15 protein-coding genes are annotated in these 15,862 nt (G+C 72.1%); 8 read left to right on the forward strand and 7 right to left on the reverse strand.

Annotated features, from left to right (window positions below; all coding sequences use genetic code 11):
- Positions 1-650 precede the first annotated feature (650 nt).
- Both ACIQ6R_RS15495 and ACIQ6R_RS15500 read left to right on the forward strand, forming a co-directional pair.
- On the forward strand, positions 651-1,388 hold the full coding sequence (locus ACIQ6R_RS15495; RefSeq protein ID WP_404221655.1) for a TetR/AcrR family transcriptional regulator: 738 nt from the start codon (positions 651-653) through the stop codon (positions 1,386-1,388).
- Between the two features lie 93 nt (positions 1,389-1,481).
- Positions 1,482-3,056, forward strand: coding sequence for an MDR family MFS transporter (locus tag ACIQ6R_RS15500; protein WP_404222177.1), 1,575 nt, complete (start codon positions 1,482-1,484; stop codon positions 3,054-3,056).
- Between the two features lie 125 nt (positions 3,057-3,181).
- Here ACIQ6R_RS15500 and ACIQ6R_RS15505 read toward each other — a convergent pair whose 3' ends face one another.
- On the reverse strand, positions 3,182-3,694 hold the full coding sequence (locus ACIQ6R_RS15505; protein WP_404178520.1) for a GNAT family N-acetyltransferase: 513 nt from the start codon (positions 3,692-3,694) through the stop codon (positions 3,182-3,184).
- A gap of 500 nt (positions 3,695-4,194) precedes the next feature.
- Between ACIQ6R_RS15505 and ACIQ6R_RS15510 the strand changes: the two genes are divergently transcribed.
- The 5 genes from ACIQ6R_RS15510 to ACIQ6R_RS15530 all read left to right on the forward strand — a co-directional run bounded on the left by ACIQ6R_RS15510 (position 4,195) and on the right by ACIQ6R_RS15530 (position 8,278).
- Positions 4,195-4,779, forward strand: coding sequence for a sigma-70 family RNA polymerase sigma factor (locus tag ACIQ6R_RS15510; RefSeq protein ID WP_404178517.1), 585 nt, complete (start codon positions 4,195-4,197; stop codon positions 4,777-4,779).
- The gene (locus tag ACIQ6R_RS15515) at positions 4,776-5,534 is read left to right on the forward strand and encodes an anti-sigma factor domain-containing protein (protein WP_404178514.1); all 759 of its coding nucleotides are present in this window, start codon (positions 4,776-4,778) and stop codon (positions 5,532-5,534) included. Before ACIQ6R_RS15510 ends, ACIQ6R_RS15515 begins: the two co-directional genes overlap by 4 nt.
- Positions 5,535-5,712: 178 nt before the next feature.
- The gene (locus ACIQ6R_RS15520) at positions 5,713-5,871 is read left to right on the forward strand and encodes a hypothetical protein (protein WP_404221657.1); all 159 of its coding nucleotides are present in this window, start codon (positions 5,713-5,715) and stop codon (positions 5,869-5,871) included.
- 157 nt (positions 5,872-6,028) lie between these two features.
- Positions 6,029-6,517 carry a GNAT family N-acetyltransferase gene (locus tag ACIQ6R_RS15525; RefSeq protein WP_404221659.1) on the forward strand — a complete coding sequence of 163 codons (489 nt, stop codon included), beginning with the start codon at positions 6,029-6,031 and terminating at the stop codon, positions 6,515-6,517.
- Positions 6,518-6,682: 165 nt separating this feature from the next.
- Positions 6,683-8,278 (forward strand): hypothetical protein, encoded by a 1,596-nt coding sequence (locus tag ACIQ6R_RS15530; protein WP_404221661.1) that lies wholly within the window; start codon positions 6,683-6,685, stop codon positions 8,276-8,278.
- Positions 8,279-8,326: 48 nt separating this feature from the next.
- Here the strand turns inward: ACIQ6R_RS15530 and ACIQ6R_RS15535 are convergent, their stop codons facing one another.
- Positions 8,327-9,568, reverse strand: a complete 1,242-nt coding sequence (locus tag ACIQ6R_RS15535) for a phosphatidylserine/phosphatidylglycerophosphate/cardiolipin synthase family protein (RefSeq protein ID WP_404221663.1) — start codon at positions 9,566-9,568, stop codon at positions 8,327-8,329.
- A gap of 210 nt (positions 9,569-9,778) precedes the next feature.
- Between ACIQ6R_RS15535 and ACIQ6R_RS15540 the strand changes: the two genes are divergently transcribed.
- Positions 9,779-10,231, forward strand: coding sequence for a flavodoxin family protein (locus ACIQ6R_RS15540; RefSeq protein ID WP_404178503.1), 453 nt, complete (start codon positions 9,779-9,781; stop codon positions 10,229-10,231).
- 517 nt (positions 10,232-10,748) lie between these two features.
- On the opposite strand, the gene ACIQ6R_RS15545 is transcribed toward ACIQ6R_RS15540, so the two are convergent.
- From ACIQ6R_RS15545 to ACIQ6R_RS15565, 5 genes are all read right to left on the reverse strand, one after another.
- Positions 10,749-11,408 (reverse strand): fasciclin domain-containing protein, encoded by a 660-nt coding sequence (locus tag ACIQ6R_RS15545; RefSeq protein ID WP_404221665.1) that lies wholly within the window; start codon positions 11,406-11,408, stop codon positions 10,749-10,751.
- 413 nt (positions 11,409-11,821) lie between these two features.
- The gene (locus ACIQ6R_RS15550; RefSeq protein ID WP_404221667.1) at positions 11,822-12,754 is read right to left on the reverse strand and encodes a M56 family metallopeptidase; all 933 of its coding nucleotides are present in this window, start codon (positions 12,752-12,754) and stop codon (positions 11,822-11,824) included.
- 6 nt (positions 12,755-12,760) lie between these two features.
- Positions 12,761-13,189: a BlaI/MecI/CopY family transcriptional regulator gene (locus tag ACIQ6R_RS15555; RefSeq protein WP_404221669.1), complete on the reverse strand. Its 429-nt coding sequence runs from the start codon at positions 13,187-13,189 to the stop codon at positions 12,761-12,763.
- 17 nt (positions 13,190-13,206) lie between these two features.
- Positions 13,207-14,907: a tetratricopeptide repeat protein gene (locus tag ACIQ6R_RS15560; RefSeq protein WP_404221671.1), complete on the reverse strand. Its 1,701-nt coding sequence runs from the start codon at positions 14,905-14,907 to the stop codon at positions 13,207-13,209.
- 120 nt (positions 14,908-15,027) lie between these two features.
- Positions 15,028-15,705, reverse strand: a complete 678-nt coding sequence (locus tag ACIQ6R_RS15565; protein WP_404221673.1) for a lytic polysaccharide monooxygenase — start codon at positions 15,703-15,705, stop codon at positions 15,028-15,030.
- Positions 15,706-15,862: the final 157 nt, after the last annotated feature.

The raw sequence follows: 15,862 nt of genomic DNA on the forward strand, positions 1-15,862 counted from the left end.
CGGCCGTCAGGCGCCGGCCGCGTACCCGGAGCCGCCGGACGAGCGGGCCGGCCACCGTGGTGCGGGCGAGCCGGGTCACGGAGCCTGGCCCCGCGTACGGCGCGCCCGCGCGGCTCGGCACGGGCGGCGTCTGGTCGTCGGGACGACGTACACGGCGAAGTCGTCGAGGGGCCAGGCGTCCGCCCGGGAGGACCGGTGCCACGGCGGACCACGGGCAGGGGCCGGTCCTCGTACCGGAAGGGTCGTGACGCGAACAGCGCGGCCGTCACCGGCGCCGACCCCGGTGCCGACCGCGCTTCCGCACCGCTTACCCCACCCTCTGTCTCACACACGGGGGTTGTTCGTGCCCTGGGACAGGAGCACGGGGCCGTGCGCCGCGGCTGCCCGAGGGTGGGCCGCGACGCCGCGCGCCTGCGGCCGCGCCGGCTCCCCGGCGGCGGGCCGTGTCCGGCGTCCCGCGCACTGGCTGTCCGGCGTGATCGGTGCGGGCCTGGGCTTCTCGGGGGTGACCAACACCTGCGGCCTGACCGCCGTGCCGGCCAGGCCGCCACACGACCGGCCCACCGCGGACGCCGTCCCGTCCGAGGAGACGCCGACCCGCCTGGAGAGCCGAGAACCCTAATTTTGCACGACGTGCATCTTTGCATACCATGCAACTTATGTCGGAGAAGAGTGCCGCGGGAGGCGGTCTGCGGGAGCGGAAGAAGCGGGCCACCCGGGCCGCCCTCACCGAAGCCGCGGTACGCCTCGCCGCCGAACACGGAGCGGAGAAGGTCACCGTCGAGGCCATCAGCGCCGCGGCCGGTGTGTCGGTGCGAACCTTCTTCAACTACTTCGACACCCGCGACGACGCCTTCGTCGTCATCGACGTCGACGCGGGCGTACGCCTGCGGCGCGCCGTACTCGACGCACCGGCCGGGCTCTCCCCGCTGGAAGCCCTGCGCGAGGCCATGGCGGCGGAGCTCGCCGAGGCGGAGCAGCACCACGAGCTGTGGCGGCTGCACGCCGAGGTGCTGCATGCCTCACCGCACCTCCTGGCACGCGGCGTCGGGGCGCACATGGCGGCCGAGGCGAACCTGGCGGAAGCCATCGCCGAACGCCTCCGCGGCGCCGGGGGCGATGAGGGACCCGGTTCCGGGCCCGGAGGCGGCAAGGGGCCGGGACCCGGGCCCGGAGGCGGCGGGGGGCCGGGACCCGGGCCCGGAGGCGGCGGGGGACGGCGCGCGGCGCCGGGCCTCTACCCGCGGCTGCTGGCCTCGGTGGCGAACGCCGCGGTGCGGACCAGCATGGACCACTGGTCCGCCCATCAGGAGGACGCCGCCTTCCTCGACGTGTTCCACGAGGTCTTCGCCCTCCTCGCCGCCGGACTCCCGGCACCCTCCGCGTAGTCCCCGCGCCGGAATCGCGCGACCCATCAGACCACCACCGAAAGAGATGCTGTGACCGCATCCCAGGCGCCCGCCGACGCGCCTCCCACCTCCATGACCCCACGGCAGATACTCCAGGCCATGTCCGGCCTGATGGCCGGCATGTTCGTCGCCATCCTGGCCGGCACCGTCGTCTCCAACGCGTTGCCCACGATCATCGCCGACCTGCACGCCAGCCAGTCCTCCTACACCTGGGTCGTCACCTCCGAACTGCTGGCGATGACCGCGACGGTGCCCCTGTGGGGCAAGCTGTCCGACCTCTTCAACAAGAAGCTCCTGCTGCAGCTCTCGCTGGCCATGTTCGTGGTCGGCTCGCTGCTGGCCGGCTTCTCCCACGGTGTCGGGCTGCTGATCTTCAGCCGGGTCGTACAGGGCATCGGCGCGGGCGGTCTGACCGCCCTCGCGCAGGTCGTGATGGCCTCCGTCATCCCGCCCCGCCAACTGGGCAAGTACGCCGGCATCTTCGGTGCCGTGTTCGCGGTGGGCACCGTGGCCGGCCCGCTGATCGGCGGTGTCCTGGTGGACACCTCGTGGCTCGGCTGGCGCTGGTGCTTCTTCATCGGCGTGCCGTTCGCGCTGCTCGCCATCGCGCTGCTGCAGCGCACGCTGCGGCTGCCCACCGTGTCGCGCAAGGTCCGCATCGACTGGCTCGGCGCCTTCCTGATCGTCGCCGGTGTCTGCGCGCTGCTCATCTGGGTGTCGCTGGCCGGCAACGAGTTCGACTGGGCGTCCTGGCAGACCGGTGCGCTCGCGGGGGGTGGCGTGCTGCTGCTGGTCGCCGCGGTCCTCGTCGAAGCCCGCACGCCGGAGCCGGTCATCCCGCTCGGCATCTTCCGCAACCGCACGGTCACGCTGGCCACCGTCGCCAGCCTCCTGGTCGGTGTCGCCATGTTCGGCGGAACCGTCTTCCTCTCGCAGTACTTCCAGGTCTCCCTGGGCAAGTCGCCGACCGTCGCGGGTCTGATGAGCCTGCCCATGATCCTGGGCCTGCTGGTGTCGTCCACCGTCGCCGGGCAGGTGATCAGCCGGACGGGCAAGTGGAAGCGGTACCTGGTGGCGGGCGCGGCCCTCATGGCCGTCGGCCTCGCGCTGCTCGCCACGATCGACGCGAAGACGCACTTCGGTCTGCTCAGCCTCTACATGGCGATCCTCGGCGTCGGCGTCGGCATGCTGATGCAGAACCTGGTGCTGGCCGCGCAGAACGACGTGCCCGCCGCCGACCTGGGCGCCGCGACCTCCGTACTGTCCTTCTTCCGCAGCATGGGCGGCACCATCGGCGTCAGCGTCCTCGGCGCGATCCTCGCCAACCGGGTCGCCGGTGAGATGGCCAAGGGCCTCAGCAACGCGGGCATCACCGTGCCCGGCGGCGAGGGCTCCGGCGAAAGCAGTGTCCCGGACATGTCGACGCTGCCCGCCCCGATGCGGGCCGTCGTCGAGCACGCCTACGGTGTCGCCACGGCCGACCTGTTCCTCGTCGCCACGCCGTTCGCGCTGCTGGCGCTGGTCGCCGTGGCGTTCCTGAAGGAGAAGCCGCTGAAGACCACCAGCGGCTTGGAACGCCTCGCCGAGGAGTCCGGCGAAGCCGCCGCCGTCCCGGCCGGCAAGGGCCCGGCGGCGCCGGTCGCCTGAACCGCCGGCAGGCGGATCGAACCGGCCAGGCGCTCCCCGCCTCGTGGATGACGGGGAGAATGCCGCACGGGCGGCGGGATGAATTCCCGCCGCCCGTGCGGCGTGGTGGCCCGGACCGGTTGCCGTCAGATGCCGAACGGTGCCGCGTAGCGGACGGTGCCGGCGGGCAGCGGGTGGGCGGCGTCCAGGGTGAGGGCCATCAGGGCCTCGTCCGGGACGTCGATGGTCAGGCCGATGCCGTGGGCGGAGGCCCGGCCGAAGCCGAACCGCGGGTAGTACTCCGGGTGTCCGAGGACGACGACATGGTGCTCGCCCAGACGCTCGGCCGCGGCGAGCGCCGCCCGGACGGCCGCCGAGCCTGCGCCGCCGTTCTGCCGGTCGGGCCGGACGGCGACGGGTGCCAGGCAGAGGGCCGGGCTGTCCCCGATGTGGCAGCGGGTCAGCAGGGCGTGGCCCACGGGGCGGTCGTGGTCGTCCACCGCGACGAGGGACAGACCGTCGATCCAGGCCTCGGGGTCGGCACGCAGGGCGTCCACGAGGGCGGCCTCTTCCGGGGTGGGAAAGGCGGTGCGGACGATGTCACGGACGGCGGGGACGTCGGCGCCGGTCTCGGCGCGCGTGTTCCAGGTGTGGGACATGACGGGATGAGGATCCGTTTCCTAGGTTGCGTTCGACTGGGTCAGGCCACGGCCCGGGACGCGAGGGAGACCCGGGCGCCGCGAAGAGCGGCTTCGAGCACGGTCATCAACCCCACCTCCCTTTCGTCCTGGTCCCAACGGTCCTGATCGAACGCGAACCGGTCTCAATCTACCCCGTACGAGGACCGGCGTTACCCCGTTGTACGAGGACCGGCGTTACCCCGTTCGAGAGCCGGTGGGGTCGCCGTGCTCACTCGCTGGGGGAAGGGCTGGAGTCGTAGAGCTCCGCGTCGGGACTGCCTGGGTTGCTCCGGGACCGGCGGTCGGCGCGGTGGTCCGCATGGGAGGGTGGGGATCCGGCGTGTCGTACGGGACCCCGTGCCCGGCCCCCGGCCGAGGTGACCCGGGCCTTCGGGAGGCGTCCCGACCAATCCGCGAGCCGCGCGGCCCCGGATTACGTGGGGACATCCCCGCCCGTCGCATTCTTTTGGAGAATCTTCGTGAAGGAAGCCGTACACATCGGCAGAAATCCATCGGCCCGGCCAGACCTGCAGAAGCTCATCCATGAGGTGGCCCTGGGCGATCAGAATTCCTTCGCCGCGCTCTACGACGCCGTGGCGGGGTCCGTTCTCGGTGTCGCCCGGGCCGTGCTGCGGGACCAGGCGCAGTCGGAGGAGGTCGCGCAGGAGGTGCTGGTGGAGGTGTGGCGCACGGCGCCCCGTTACCGGCCCGAGCGCGGCACGGTGGTCAACTGGATCCTGACCCTGGCCCACCGTCGCGCCGTGGACCGGGTGCGGTCGGTCGAGGCGGCGGCGGCCCGCGACCACAAGGCCGCGCTGCTCGACCGTACGCCCGAGTACGACGAAGTGACCGAACAGGTGGAGGCACGGCTGGAACGGGAGCAGGTGCGGCGATGTCTGCGCACCCTGACCGAGATCCAGCGCCAGTCCGTCACCCTGGCCTACTACCGCGGCCTGACCTACCGGCAGGTCGCCGAGGCGCTCGCGCTACCGCTCGGCACGGTCAAGACGCGACTGCGCGACGGTCTCGTCCGGCTCCGTGACTGCCTGGGGGTGAGCGCGTGACGCGCACCGAGGACCTGCACAGCCTGACGGGCGCCTACGCCCTGCACGCGCTGCCCGACGACGAGCGGGCCGCCTTCGAGCGCCATCTGACGGACTGCGGCTCCTGCGAGCAGGAGAGCATGGAGTTCGCCGCCGCGGCGGCGCGGCTGGGGCTGGCCGCCACGGTCTCGCCCGGTCCCGTGCTCAAGGACCGGGTGCTGCACCGCATCACGACCGTGCGCCAGGTGCCGCCGGGCGGCAGCGGCACGGTGGAGCGGGCGCGTCGCGTCGTGCCCCGGGCCCGCGGCCTGGCCCGGTGGGCGCTGGCGGCGTGTGTGGCCGCGGCGGCCGGGCTCGGTGGCACGGCGGTGTGGCAGTACGAGCGGGCGCAGGACGCCGGGGACCGGGCCGCGCAGGCCCAGCAGCGGGCCGAGGAACTGGCCGGAGTGCTGGCCGCGCCCGACGCCGCCTCACGCACCGTGCGCCTGGCCGGCGGGGCGAGCGGGACACTGGTCGTCTCCGACCGTCAGGGCCGCGCCGTCTTCCTGGCCTCGGGCATGGCCGAGCCGCCGGACGGCAAGGTCTACCAGCTCTGGTTCGACGACCACGGCACCATGCGGCCGGCGGGCCTGATGGAGCCCGGTCGTGGCAGCCAGGCGGTACTGATGGAGGGGGACGTGGACGGCGCGGCGGGTGTCGGCATCACCGTGGAGCCGGCGGGTGGCTCGGAGCAGCCGACCACCACGCCGATCGCGCTGATGAGCATGCCGGCGTGAGCGAGGGTGGGAGCCCACGGGCCCCCACCCTCCGGAGAGACCCGCTACGGGTTCCGACGCGGCGGGCGCGGGAAGAAGCCGCTGGTGCGTGCGGCGTACTCCGCCCAGCCGGGGCGGCCGGCCGTGTGCCGTTCCAGCAGCCGCTTCCCGCTGCCGCCGATCAGCAGACGACCACGCCATGCTCCGCCACCACGACGGCTGGCACCGCACCGCTTCCTCGGCCGTCGCCCATCTGGTCTCCCCCGAGGCGTCGCCCTCCCCTCTTTTCACGCTCGCCACTTCGGCCGTCGAACCGCCGGTGCCGCACCGGGGCCTCGTGATCGTCGCTCGCGAGTGACCGCCTGATAAGATCATCAGAGAAGTGACGCCTTCCCGCGCTCGGACACGTATCCGCCGGGGAGGCTTTTTTCATGCCCTGGAGGGCTTGCCCGCCGCCGAGCATCGCCGACGCGAGTGCGGCCGCCCGCCACGATCAGTCCCCGCGAAGGAGTCCCATGCCAGTCGTTGTGCGTCCCGCGACCGCCGCCGACCGTCCCACGGTGGAGCGGTTGTGGCTGATGTTCCGCCATGACATGTCGGAGACGGACGGCCTGCTCCCCGGCCCGGACGGAACCTTCCGCGCCGATCGGCTCCGGGCGGCCTTCACCGACGCCGACTGGGCGCCGTACCTGTTGACGAGTGGAGACCGCCCCGCCGGTTTCGCGTTCGCGCGCGGCCTGACCGGCCGGGTCCGCGTGCTGAACAGCTTCTTCGTCGTCCGTGGAGCGCGCAGGAGAGGGATCGGGCTGCGGGCCGTCCAGGAGGTCGTGGCCGGGCACCCGGGGCGGTGGGAAGTCGCCTTCCAGGACGCCAACCTCGGCGCGGCGCGTTTCTGGCGCCACGTCGCCGCCGAGATCGCGGGCGAGGCATGGACCGAGGAGCGCAGGCCGGTACCCCATCGCCCGGAACTGCCGCCGGACGTCTGGATCTCCTTCAGTTCCTAGGGCGGCAGGCCCGCCTGCCCGGCCGGGTGGGATGCGTCGACGTCGCTCCCCAACACCCTTCTGCTTCAAGGCGGTTGGCGCGAAAAGCAAGCTTGCGTCTCGCATAAACGTTCTGCAAACCTCCGTTCGACTCGGTTGTCGCATGACTAACGGAGGGGTCCCCACATGCCCGAACGTCGAATACGCCGCGCTCTGTTCACGGCAGCCGCCGCGGCCATGCTCGCGGTCACCGGCCTTGCGGCACCGGCCCAGGCGGAGGACCTTCCGCCGGATGTACCGGAGTCCTGGATCCAGGAACCCCGCGCGACGGAGGGCGCCCCCTCGCCGTACAGCGCCCGCGACTGGACAGCTCCCGGTGACGCGGCCTCACCCGGTGACTTCACGCTGTCGCCCGGCGGGATGAACGCCGAGACCACCGCCCGGGTCACCCGCCTGGACTCGGTACTGCCCAAATCCGGCGTACAGAACCTGCTGGCCGGGGCGAACCGCACCGTCCAGCCGTGGTGCTCACGCGACTCGTTCGGCACCGCCCCGGACCCCGACGTCAAGTACTGCCTGCAGAACGACGACTCCGTCTCCCGCGAGTGGGTCCCGCAGGGCTTCACCGGCGTCTCCGACGCCAAGAACAACGAGCTGTGGGGCTCAGCCGGCAACATCCAGCTGTTCGCCTCCTACGACAGCTGGGACCCGGGCCGGGAGGACGACCCGGACCCGTCGACCGGTGACTGCACGGCGAGCGAGACGGAGGCCAACGACGCCTGCAACCAGAAGGGCGTCCGGATCACCTTCGTACAGAGCCGGACCAACCCTGCCACGGGCAGCCCCGAGATCAAGTACCGGCACGTCCTGCTTGGCTGGACCTACGTGAACTCCGCCGACCACATCTCCTTCGACGGGCTGCACGCCGCCGAGTACCCGATCCAGAAGGGCGTCCACGCCGGCGGGATCGTCTGGTACGGCAACTACCTCTACGTCGCGGACACCCGCAACGGCCTGCGCGTCTTCGACATGCGCTACATCATGGACCTGGACCCGGACAGCGACCCCAGCACACACGACGCGATGGGATCCGACACCGACGGTGTGAAGACCACCGCCAACGTCCAGGACAAGACGAGGGTCGGCCGGCACAACAACGTCTGGTACAGCTTCGGTTACCGCTACGTGATGCCGCAGGTGGCCGCGTGGAGGTTCAAGGCGACGCAGAGCAACCCCAAGGGCTCGTACGCCTGTGTCGCCACCGGCGCCCCGAAGAGCTCCTACATCTCGCTGGACCGCAGCACCGTCCCGGACCGCCTGATCATGGGTGAGTACTGCCGTCCGGAGAGCGGCTATCCCTCCACCGGCCGCATCGCCTCGTACCCGGTCGCGGCCCTGGAGGGGCGTTCCGCCGACGTGACCGCGGAAGGCTGGGCCAACTACCTGCCGATGGCCAACGGCGGCGCCCAGGGCGCGGCGGCGTACAACGGCACGCTGTACGTGAACGAGTCCAAGGGCACGGACGAGCCGGGCAACCTGTGGCGCTACCGCTGGAGCGACGGCCGGCTGGTCCAGGACGGCCAGGCCGTCAAGACCGCGCGGGGCGCCGAGGACCTCTACGTCGAGCGGGGCGCGGGACGGCTCTGGTCCGTCTCCGAACACCGCCCGGGGGTGGCGTCCGACTGCACGGCGAACCGGGATCTCACCGATCCGCTGGGCACGGACTACTGCCAGCGGCTGCTCTACGGGCACGAGTTGAGCCGGCTGGACGGCCGGCCGTGACCCGACGGCATCGGCGAGTGCGGGAGGGGAGAGATCGGGGGGTGCGGGTCACAGGAACCGGCGGATGGGCCGGACGGCGACCTCACGCGCCCGCTGGACGGCGGAGCGTCTCTTCCAGCGGCCCGCCCGGATCTGTGTGCTGACCGCGATGTCCGCCTCGAAGTGCTCGTCCAGTGTCGCGGTGAACTCCGGGTTCAGCACGGCCAGCATGACCTCCTCGTCGTGGTCGAGGGAGCGGCGGTTGAAGTTGGTCGAGCCGATCAGGGCGGCCACGCGGTCGACGGTGATGACCTTGGCGTGCATCATCGTCGGCTGGTACTGGTAGATCCTGACCCCGCACGCGGTGAGGTCCTCGTAGTAGTGCTGTCCGGCCAGCTGGCAGACCCGCTTGTCGGTGTGCGGCCCGGGCAGCACGATCTCCACCTCGACGCCGCGGCGCGCGGTGGCGCACAGCAGCTCGACGAAGTACTCGTCGGGTGAGAAGTACGCGGTGGCCAGGCGGACGCGCTCCTCGGCCGACTCCAGCATCACGCGGAGCAGGGTCTGCATGTCCTGCCAGCCGAAGCTCGCCGAACCGCGCACCACCTGGACGACCGCGTCGCCCTGGCGTGGGTGTGTGACGAACCTGTCCCGGTCGTCGAAGAGCTCGTCGTGGCACTCCGCCCAGTTCTGCGCGAAGGCCGCGGCCACGCCGTCCACCGCGGGACCCCGGACCTCCACGTGGGTGTCACGCCACTCGTGCGGGTTGCGCGCGTCGCCGCACCACTCCTCGGCGATCCCCACCCCGCCGGTGAAGGCCGTCTCCTCGTCGACGACGAGGACCTTGCGGTGACAACGGTGGTTCTGCTTGAACGGCGACAGGTACAGCGGCTTGCGGAACCACGCCACCTGCACCCCGGCCCGCTCCATCGTACGAAGCTGTTCGGCCTCGATCAGCCTGCTGCCGAAACCGTCCAGCAGCAGCCGAACCCGCACCCCGGCACGGGCCCGCTCCGCGAGGGCCTCGGCGAACCGACGGGCGATGTCGCCCTTCCAGTACACGAACGTCATCATGTCCACCGTGTGCTCGGCACGGCGGATACCGGCCAGCATCGCGGCGAAGATCTCGTCCCCGTTGCGCAGGGCGGTGAGCGCGTTGCCCTCCGTCGCCGCGATCCCGATCAACCGCTCCAGACGCCGCCGTATCCGCGTGACGCGGGCATCGACCGAGGCAGAGGCCGTGGTGGTGGCCGACCCCGACGCCTTCGGAGCCGACGGGGTCATTTCGGGCGGTTCCTGCGTACTGGTCATGGTATTCCCTGGCCGGATCACGACGAGGAGACGTCGGGCCGCGGCGCCCGGTCCGGCGCGGGCTGAGCGGCGAGCCGACTGTACCCGGGGCCACCGGGCCGGCGCGGACCCCGCCCGTTCACCCTCCCCGGCCCGCGAGGGCCTGATCGGTGCGGCGGGCCGGGTGGTGCTTCTTGCGGTCGGCGGGTGCCGGACGGCAGGCTTCGTGGTGTGGCCACTTTGCTCATCGTGCATCACACGCCGTCGCCGAACTGCCAGGCGATGCTGGAAGCCGTCCTGTCCGGGGCGACCGCGCCGGAGATCGAGGGGGTGCGGGTGGTCCGGCGCGCTGCGCTGGCGGCCACCGCCGTCGACGTGCTGGAGGCGGACGGATACCTGCTGGGCACCCCCGCGAACCTCGGCTACATGTCCGGGGCTCTGAAGCACTTCTTCGACCAGGTCTACTACCCCTGCCTGGACCAGACCCGCGGCCGGCCCTTCGGCTACTGGGTACACGGCGGCAGCGACACCACCGGCGCGGTACGCGCCGTCGAGTCGGTCACGACGGGCCTCGCCTGGCAGCGCGCGGCGCCGGCGGTGAGCGTGGCCGGTGAGCCCGGCAAGGCCGATCTGGAGGCCTGCTGGGAACTGGGGGCCACGCTCGCCGCCGGGCTGATGGACTGACCCGCTGTCGGCCTGCGCGGTGATGCCGACTGGACGGTGACGCGCCCGCCCGACGGGACGGTGACGCGGCCGGCCGTCCCGACCGCGATGCCGAGGGGCCGGTCGAGCCCGGTCGCCCGGGTCCGGGAATTCCGGCGTGCGGGGTCGTACGTGGAGGCGCCGCCCGCACCAGGACGACCAGTAGCCCGCCAGCCGAAGCGTGCGCCGCGGCAGGGCCGCGGTGGGGTCGTCGCTGTCGGTGAGCGGGACGTGCGTACGCCCGCACGGCGTGCCGGTTCCCCGCCGTGGGACGCACGCGTACGGGTCGGCCGGGGCCACGGGGGCCCACGGCGGCTTGGGCATGCGCGCCGTCTTCGCCATCGCTCGCCATCGCTCGCGTTACTCAAGCAATGCGGTCGTTCTCGACCGCCCCGACGGGCGGGGTCGACCAGGCGACCCCGCCGGGGCGGCGTCCGGGAGCCCTGCCGGGGGCGGCCGTCTGCCCGACCGCCCCCGACGCCGTCCGCCCGCTCGTCCGTCAGCTCTTGGGCATCAGGACGGTGTCGATGATGTACACGTTGGCGTTGGCGGTCTTGACGTTGCCGCAGACGACCTTGGCCGAGTCGTCGACCGTGTAGGACTCGTCCGAGCCTGACGTGGTCAGCTTGGACTTCTGCAGCGTCTCGAAGGAGCCGTTCTCCAGATCCTTGGGGGCGAGCTTCTGGCCCACGACGTGGTAGGTCAGGATGTCGGTAAGCATCGCCTTGTCGCCCAGGACCTTGTCCAGGTCCGCCTTCGGGATCTTGGCGAAGGCGTCGTCGGTCGGCGCGAACACCGTGATGTTCTCGGCGTTGTTCAGCGTGTCGACCAGACCGGCCTTCTTCACCGCCGTCACCAGCGTGGACAGCGCCGGATTGTTCGAGGCGGCGGTGGCGACCGGGTCCTTGGCCATGCCGTCGAACGAACCGGCACCGTCCGTCGGCACCGACGAACACGCCGGACCGAACGGCTCGTCCGCGTCGGCCATGTCGGCGCCGCTGTCGGCGGACTGGTCGCCGGTGGCCGCGGGAGCCGAGGAGGCCGCCTGGGCGGAGTCCGACGAGCCGCTGTCGCCGTCGTCGGAGCAGGCGACCAGGGCCAGGGGCAGGATGGCGGCCGCGGCGACGGCGACGGCGGAACGGCGAATACGGGCGTTCATGGATTCTCCAGGATAAAAGGGCAGCACCAAGGCTGCGTCGGTACGGATCACGTCGGTGAAGTAGTGGTCGGTCGACGGGGTGCGCGGCCCCGGTCGTCGTCAGTCGTCGGACCCGCGCCGGTCCCGGTCGGTATCCCTCGTCGCGGCGAGCACGCTCGGAGAATCCGTGCTCGCCGCGGGGGCGTCCCCGCTCGACCGGGGGCCCGGCGCGGGCGTGTGGGGGTCGAGCCGTCCCGCGCCTGTGGACAGCGGAGTACCTGGGCGGGCGGGCCGCTGTCGGTTTGTCCTCGGTTCTTCCCTCACATGGGGAATCCGGAGCCGGCCCGGCTCCGGATTGGCCGATCACCCGATTGAGTGAAGGTGTTTCACAAGTACGCCTGTGAACTGCGGTTTTACCCGGCGGTGGAGGGTGCCTAGAGGGGTGTCGCGGCGCGGAGGATGAGGAACATCGTGACGGCGGCGTTCGCGGACGACATCGCCGACACGGCGGTCCCGGCGGCCGCGGCCCAGGCCGCCAGGCCCACCGAGGTGAAGACCGAGGGCCAGGTGCGGACCGCGGGAGCGGGACCCAGCAGGGCCGCCACCCGGCGCGGTACCGGGCCGGGGGCCGCCAGGCCGGCGAGGGTGGCGACCGGGGTGCCCCGGGAGACGAGGGCCGCCTTGCCGATCGCGGTCGCCACCGCGCGGCGGCTGCCGACCGCCCGCGCGGCCGCCTCGTCCGCCCACCGCTCCGCCGTGAAGGAGACGGCGGTACGCAGGGGCCGCAGGAACGGGTTGGCCAGGGCGGCGAGCCGGACGGCGAGCAGGAAGCGATGGTGCCGGGCGGTCAGATGGGCCCGCTCGTGGGCGAACAGCGCGCGCCGCTCGGCCGGTGCGAGGCGGTCGAGCAGGCCCGTGGTCACCACCACACGGTCCCGGCGTCCGCCGGGCAGCGCGTACGCGTAGGGCACGTCGTCCGGCAGTACAGCCACCTCGGTGCCCGGCAGGCCGGCCAGCGCGCGGTGGGCACGGCGGCGCACCCTGCCGTGCCGCCACAGGGCTCGTGCCGAGGCCATGACCACCGCGCACAGCGCGGGGATCGCCGCCTTGCCGACGACCTCGTCGTACGGCACCGCCGCCCGCACCTCCGGGTCGGACCAGCCGTCCGGCAGGGGGTTGCCCGGGAGCTGGGCGGTGCCGACCACCATCACCAGGGCCAGGCACACCGAGCTGCACAGGGCCATCACCGCGGCCACGGCGGTGAGCAGCCGGGTCGCGGTCCGCGGGTGCAGACGCTGTTCCGCCAGCCGGGCGATCGGCCATGCCGTCAACGGCAGGACCAGCGGCAGAAAGACGAACATCCCCATGCGGCGTCAGCCGTCCACCGCGTCACCCGCGTCACCCAGCAGTTCGCGCAGCAGCCGCTCGTCGTCCGGGTCGAGGCCGGTGACGAAGCTGGCCAGCACCGCTTCCCGGTCGCTCTCGGCGTCCAGGACCTTGCGCATCTTCCGGGCGGCCAGGCCGGCCTGGTCCGAGGCGGGTGTCCAGGCGAAGGAACGGCCCACGCGCTCGCGACCGACCACGCCCTTCTCCAGCAGCCGGGTCAGGATCGTGATCACCGTGGTGTAGGCGAGGTCGCCGCCCAGGCGCTCCTGCACCCAGCCGGCCGTCGCGGGGCCTTCCGCCTCGCGCAGCGCCGACAGCACCAGCGCCTCCAGCTCGCCCTGCCCCCGCCGCCGCGGACGCCGGTGATCGGTCACGGCCCGTCTCCTTCCGCCGCTGTGCGTCTTCCGAGGCCACATCGTATAGAAGGCCTGCTTCAGCGGTCCGTGGCGCAGCAACCGCCCGTCCCTCCGCTGGCCGGCGCGGGGTCGAGGCGGCAGTAGCAGGAGGCCTCGACCGGGACGTCCGCCAGCGCGGTGGCGAGCTTCAGCTGTTGTGCCACGATCCGCGCCTCCCCCTCCTTGCCCAGGCGCACCAGGCACTCGTGGAGTCCGTGCAGGGCCCAGACGTTGCCGGGGTGCTGCAGGGCGCGGGGCAGGGTGTCGTCCAGGCCGAGGTCGGCCCGGTAGACCGCCTCGGCCTCCGCGACCCGGCCCTGTTCCAGGAGCAGGGCGCCGTAGGCGTGCCGGGTGGGCTGCATCCAGCCCCACGGTTCGTCGTAGGGGAGGCTGTCGTCGAGTGCGATCGACCGCTCCAGGGCGGCGAAGGCGGCGGTGTGGTCGCCCTTGCGGTACTCCAGTTCGCCGTCGAGCATGGCGGAGGCGATGGCGAGGATGTCGGCGCAGGTGTTGTTGTACAGCGTGCGCGTCTCCGGCACCCGGGCGACCGCCTCGCGGAACAGGACGCGTTCGGCCTCCGCCTCGGCGACCTTGCCGGTGGCGGAGAGGGCGACCCCGCGGGCGTAGTGGAGCATCGCGGTCGTCACGCAGTACAGGCGCGGGTCGGCGGGCAGCGGCAGCCCGAGGATGTCCGCCCAGCGGCCGAACCGGATCAGGACATGCACCCGCATGGCCACGAAACCCTCCAGCCAGTCGGCCATCGGCGGGCTTTCGACGCGCAGCAGTTCCTCGGGGACGGACGACTCCAGCTGTGCCGCGGTGTCCAGGGCGATCTCGTACCGGCCGAGGAACATCGCGCCGTAGATCCGGAAGTGGTAGTTGTGCGAGCGGTAGAGGGAGTAGAAGTTCATCACCCCGGCCCGCGCGCGGTACTTCTCGTCGGCGGCGATCGCGGCGCTGTTGTCCGACACGACGCGCCGGTAGTCGCCGCACAGCACTTCGAGGTGCGACGGCATGTGGTTGAGGTGCCCGGCGTCGGGGACCAGGCCGCGCAGCCGGTCGGCGACATCGAGGGCCGCCTCGGGGGTGGCGGACATCTCCATCAGGTGGACGTACAGGTGCAGGACACCGGGGTGCTCGCGTCCGCCGTCGGTGGCCAGGGCCCGGTCGAGGACGTCCTTCGCCTCCAGGGTGCGGGCGCCCTCGGCGGGCAGTCCGGTGCGCAGGTCCCAGAGCTGCCAGGGCGTCAGGTTCATGAGGGCGTCAGCGTAGAGGGCGGCCACGTCCAGGTCGTCGGGGGCGAGCTGGTGGACGGCCCGCATGCTCTCGGCGTACGGCCCGTTCCACACCGAGCAGTCCTCGACGGCGCGCGCCTGCGGGTAGCGGGCGCGCAGGGCGCCGATCAGGGCGCGTTCGAGCGGGGTGGCGGAGCGGGCCGCCTTCTCGTGGGCGCGTTCGACGGCGGCGTGGGTGCGGTCGACGGTGCGCGTCAGCTCCGCGGCGTCGAAGACCTCCCACGGCTTGTTGTAGTTCGGTCCGAGGGCGTAGGCGATGCCCCAGTGGGCCATGGCGCAGTCCGGGTCGGCCGCGGCGGCGGCCTCGAAGCAGGCGACGGCCTCCTCGTGGTGGAAGCCGTACGTCCACACCAGCCCGCGGTCGAACCAGCGCTGGGCCTCTGGGGACGCTGTCGTCACCGGACGACCGTGGGTGCCGAGGTCGTAGTAGTCCGTGGGGTCCATGAGGGGACGTATACCGCACTTCGGGACGGCCACGAAGTACTTCGCGGGACGGTCACACCGATCGGTGTCCCCGCCGGACACGGCGCGCCCGGCGGGGGTGGGGGGACGGGATGGCGCGGATCAGCCGAAGTCGACGTCGCTGCACAGGAAGTACGTCTGGTCCATGTGCGACGCCTGCCAGATCGTGTAGACGACGTGCCGGCCGCTCAGGCCCGAGGTGCTCACCGGGATCTCGTAGTTCTGGCTGGGCGCGTACCTGCCGGTGGTCGCGACCAGCTGGAGGTCGTCCCAGCCCATGGGCTGGGTGGCGGGGTCGAAGCCCTGCCGGGTGACGTAGACCCTGAAGTAGTCGGCGCCGTGGCTGGCCTGGTCGTACAGCTTGACGGTGAAGTTGTCGGTGACGTCCGTGGTCTGCCAGGAGCCCACGGTGTCCAGGGAGTTGTAGCGCCCGCCTTCGGTCCGGCCGCCGCTGCACAGCTGGCCGTCGGGAACGACGGCCTCGAAGTTGCCCGCGGAGCCGTTGCGGTACAGGCCGTTCCAGTTCCACATGGCGTTGGGGTTGTCCTGCCAGGCCTGCCAGCACATGGGGTCTTCCTGGGCCATGGCGGGGTTCTGGAAGTCGTCGCCCCAGCGCTGCCAGCAGCCGTAGTTGCGGGAGGCGGGGTCGACGACCGAGCCGTGGGCGACGGCCGTGCCGCTCCAGGGGATCAGGGTGAGCAGTGCCGCGGCCAGGGTGCCGACGGCGACGGTCGACGCACGCCGGACCCGCTCGGGCTTGTTGTGATCATGACAAGTCATGATGTCCTTCTTTCGCATGGGGGGACTGCGATGGAGGATCGGGAACCGGAAGCACCAATGGGAGCGCTCCCAGAGTCTTTCGGTGAACAGGCTGCGCCCGGGGAAACGGAATGGCAATAGTTGAAATGCGCCAGTTCCCGCCGGGCGATGGCGTGTT

The sequence above is a fragment of the Streptomyces sp. NPDC096048 genome (assembly GCF_044763415.1).
GTDB lineage: Bacteria > Actinomycetota > Actinomycetes > Streptomycetales > Streptomycetaceae > Streptomyces.

Excerpts from the sequence above, each read along its gene's own strand:
- ACIQ6R_RS15560 (WP_404221671.1), bottom strand. The coding sequence starts at position 14,907 with ATGGACCCCACGGACTACTACGACCTCGGCACCCACGGTCGTCCGGTG.
- ACIQ6R_RS15530 (WP_404221661.1), top strand. The coding sequence starts at position 6,683 with ATGCCCGAACGTCGAATACGCCGCGCTCTGTTCACGGCAGCCGCCGCG.
- ACIQ6R_RS15535 (WP_404221663.1), bottom strand. The coding sequence starts at position 9,568 with ATGACCAGTACGCAGGAACCGCCCGAAATGACCCCGTCGGCTCCGAAG.
- ACIQ6R_RS15550 (WP_404221667.1), bottom strand. The coding sequence starts at position 12,754 with ATGGGGATGTTCGTCTTTCTGCCGCTGGTCCTGCCGTTGACGGCATGG.
- ACIQ6R_RS15520 (WP_404221657.1), top strand. The coding sequence starts at position 5,713 with ATGCTCCGCCACCACGACGGCTGGCACCGCACCGCTTCCTCGGCCGTC.
- ACIQ6R_RS15565 (WP_404221673.1), bottom strand. The coding sequence starts at position 15,705 with ATGACTTGTCATGATCACAACAAGCCCGAGCGGGTCCGGCGTGCGTCG.
- ACIQ6R_RS15495 (WP_404221655.1), top strand. The coding sequence starts at position 651 with ATGCAACTTATGTCGGAGAAGAGTGCCGCGGGAGGCGGTCTGCGGGAG.
- ACIQ6R_RS15500 (WP_404222177.1), top strand. The coding sequence starts at position 1,482 with ATGACCCCACGGCAGATACTCCAGGCCATGTCCGGCCTGATGGCCGGC.
- ACIQ6R_RS15545 (WP_404221665.1), bottom strand. The coding sequence starts at position 11,408 with ATGAACGCCCGTATTCGCCGTTCCGCCGTCGCCGTCGCCGCGGCCGCC.
- ACIQ6R_RS15555 (WP_404221669.1), bottom strand. The coding sequence starts at position 13,189 with ATGTGGCCTCGGAAGACGCACAGCGGCGGAAGGAGACGGGCCGTGACC.
- ACIQ6R_RS15505 (WP_404178520.1), bottom strand. The coding sequence starts at position 3,694 with ATGTCCCACACCTGGAACACGCGCGCCGAGACCGGCGCCGACGTCCCC.
- ACIQ6R_RS15525 (WP_404221659.1), top strand. The coding sequence starts at position 6,029 with ATGCCAGTCGTTGTGCGTCCCGCGACCGCCGCCGACCGTCCCACGGTG.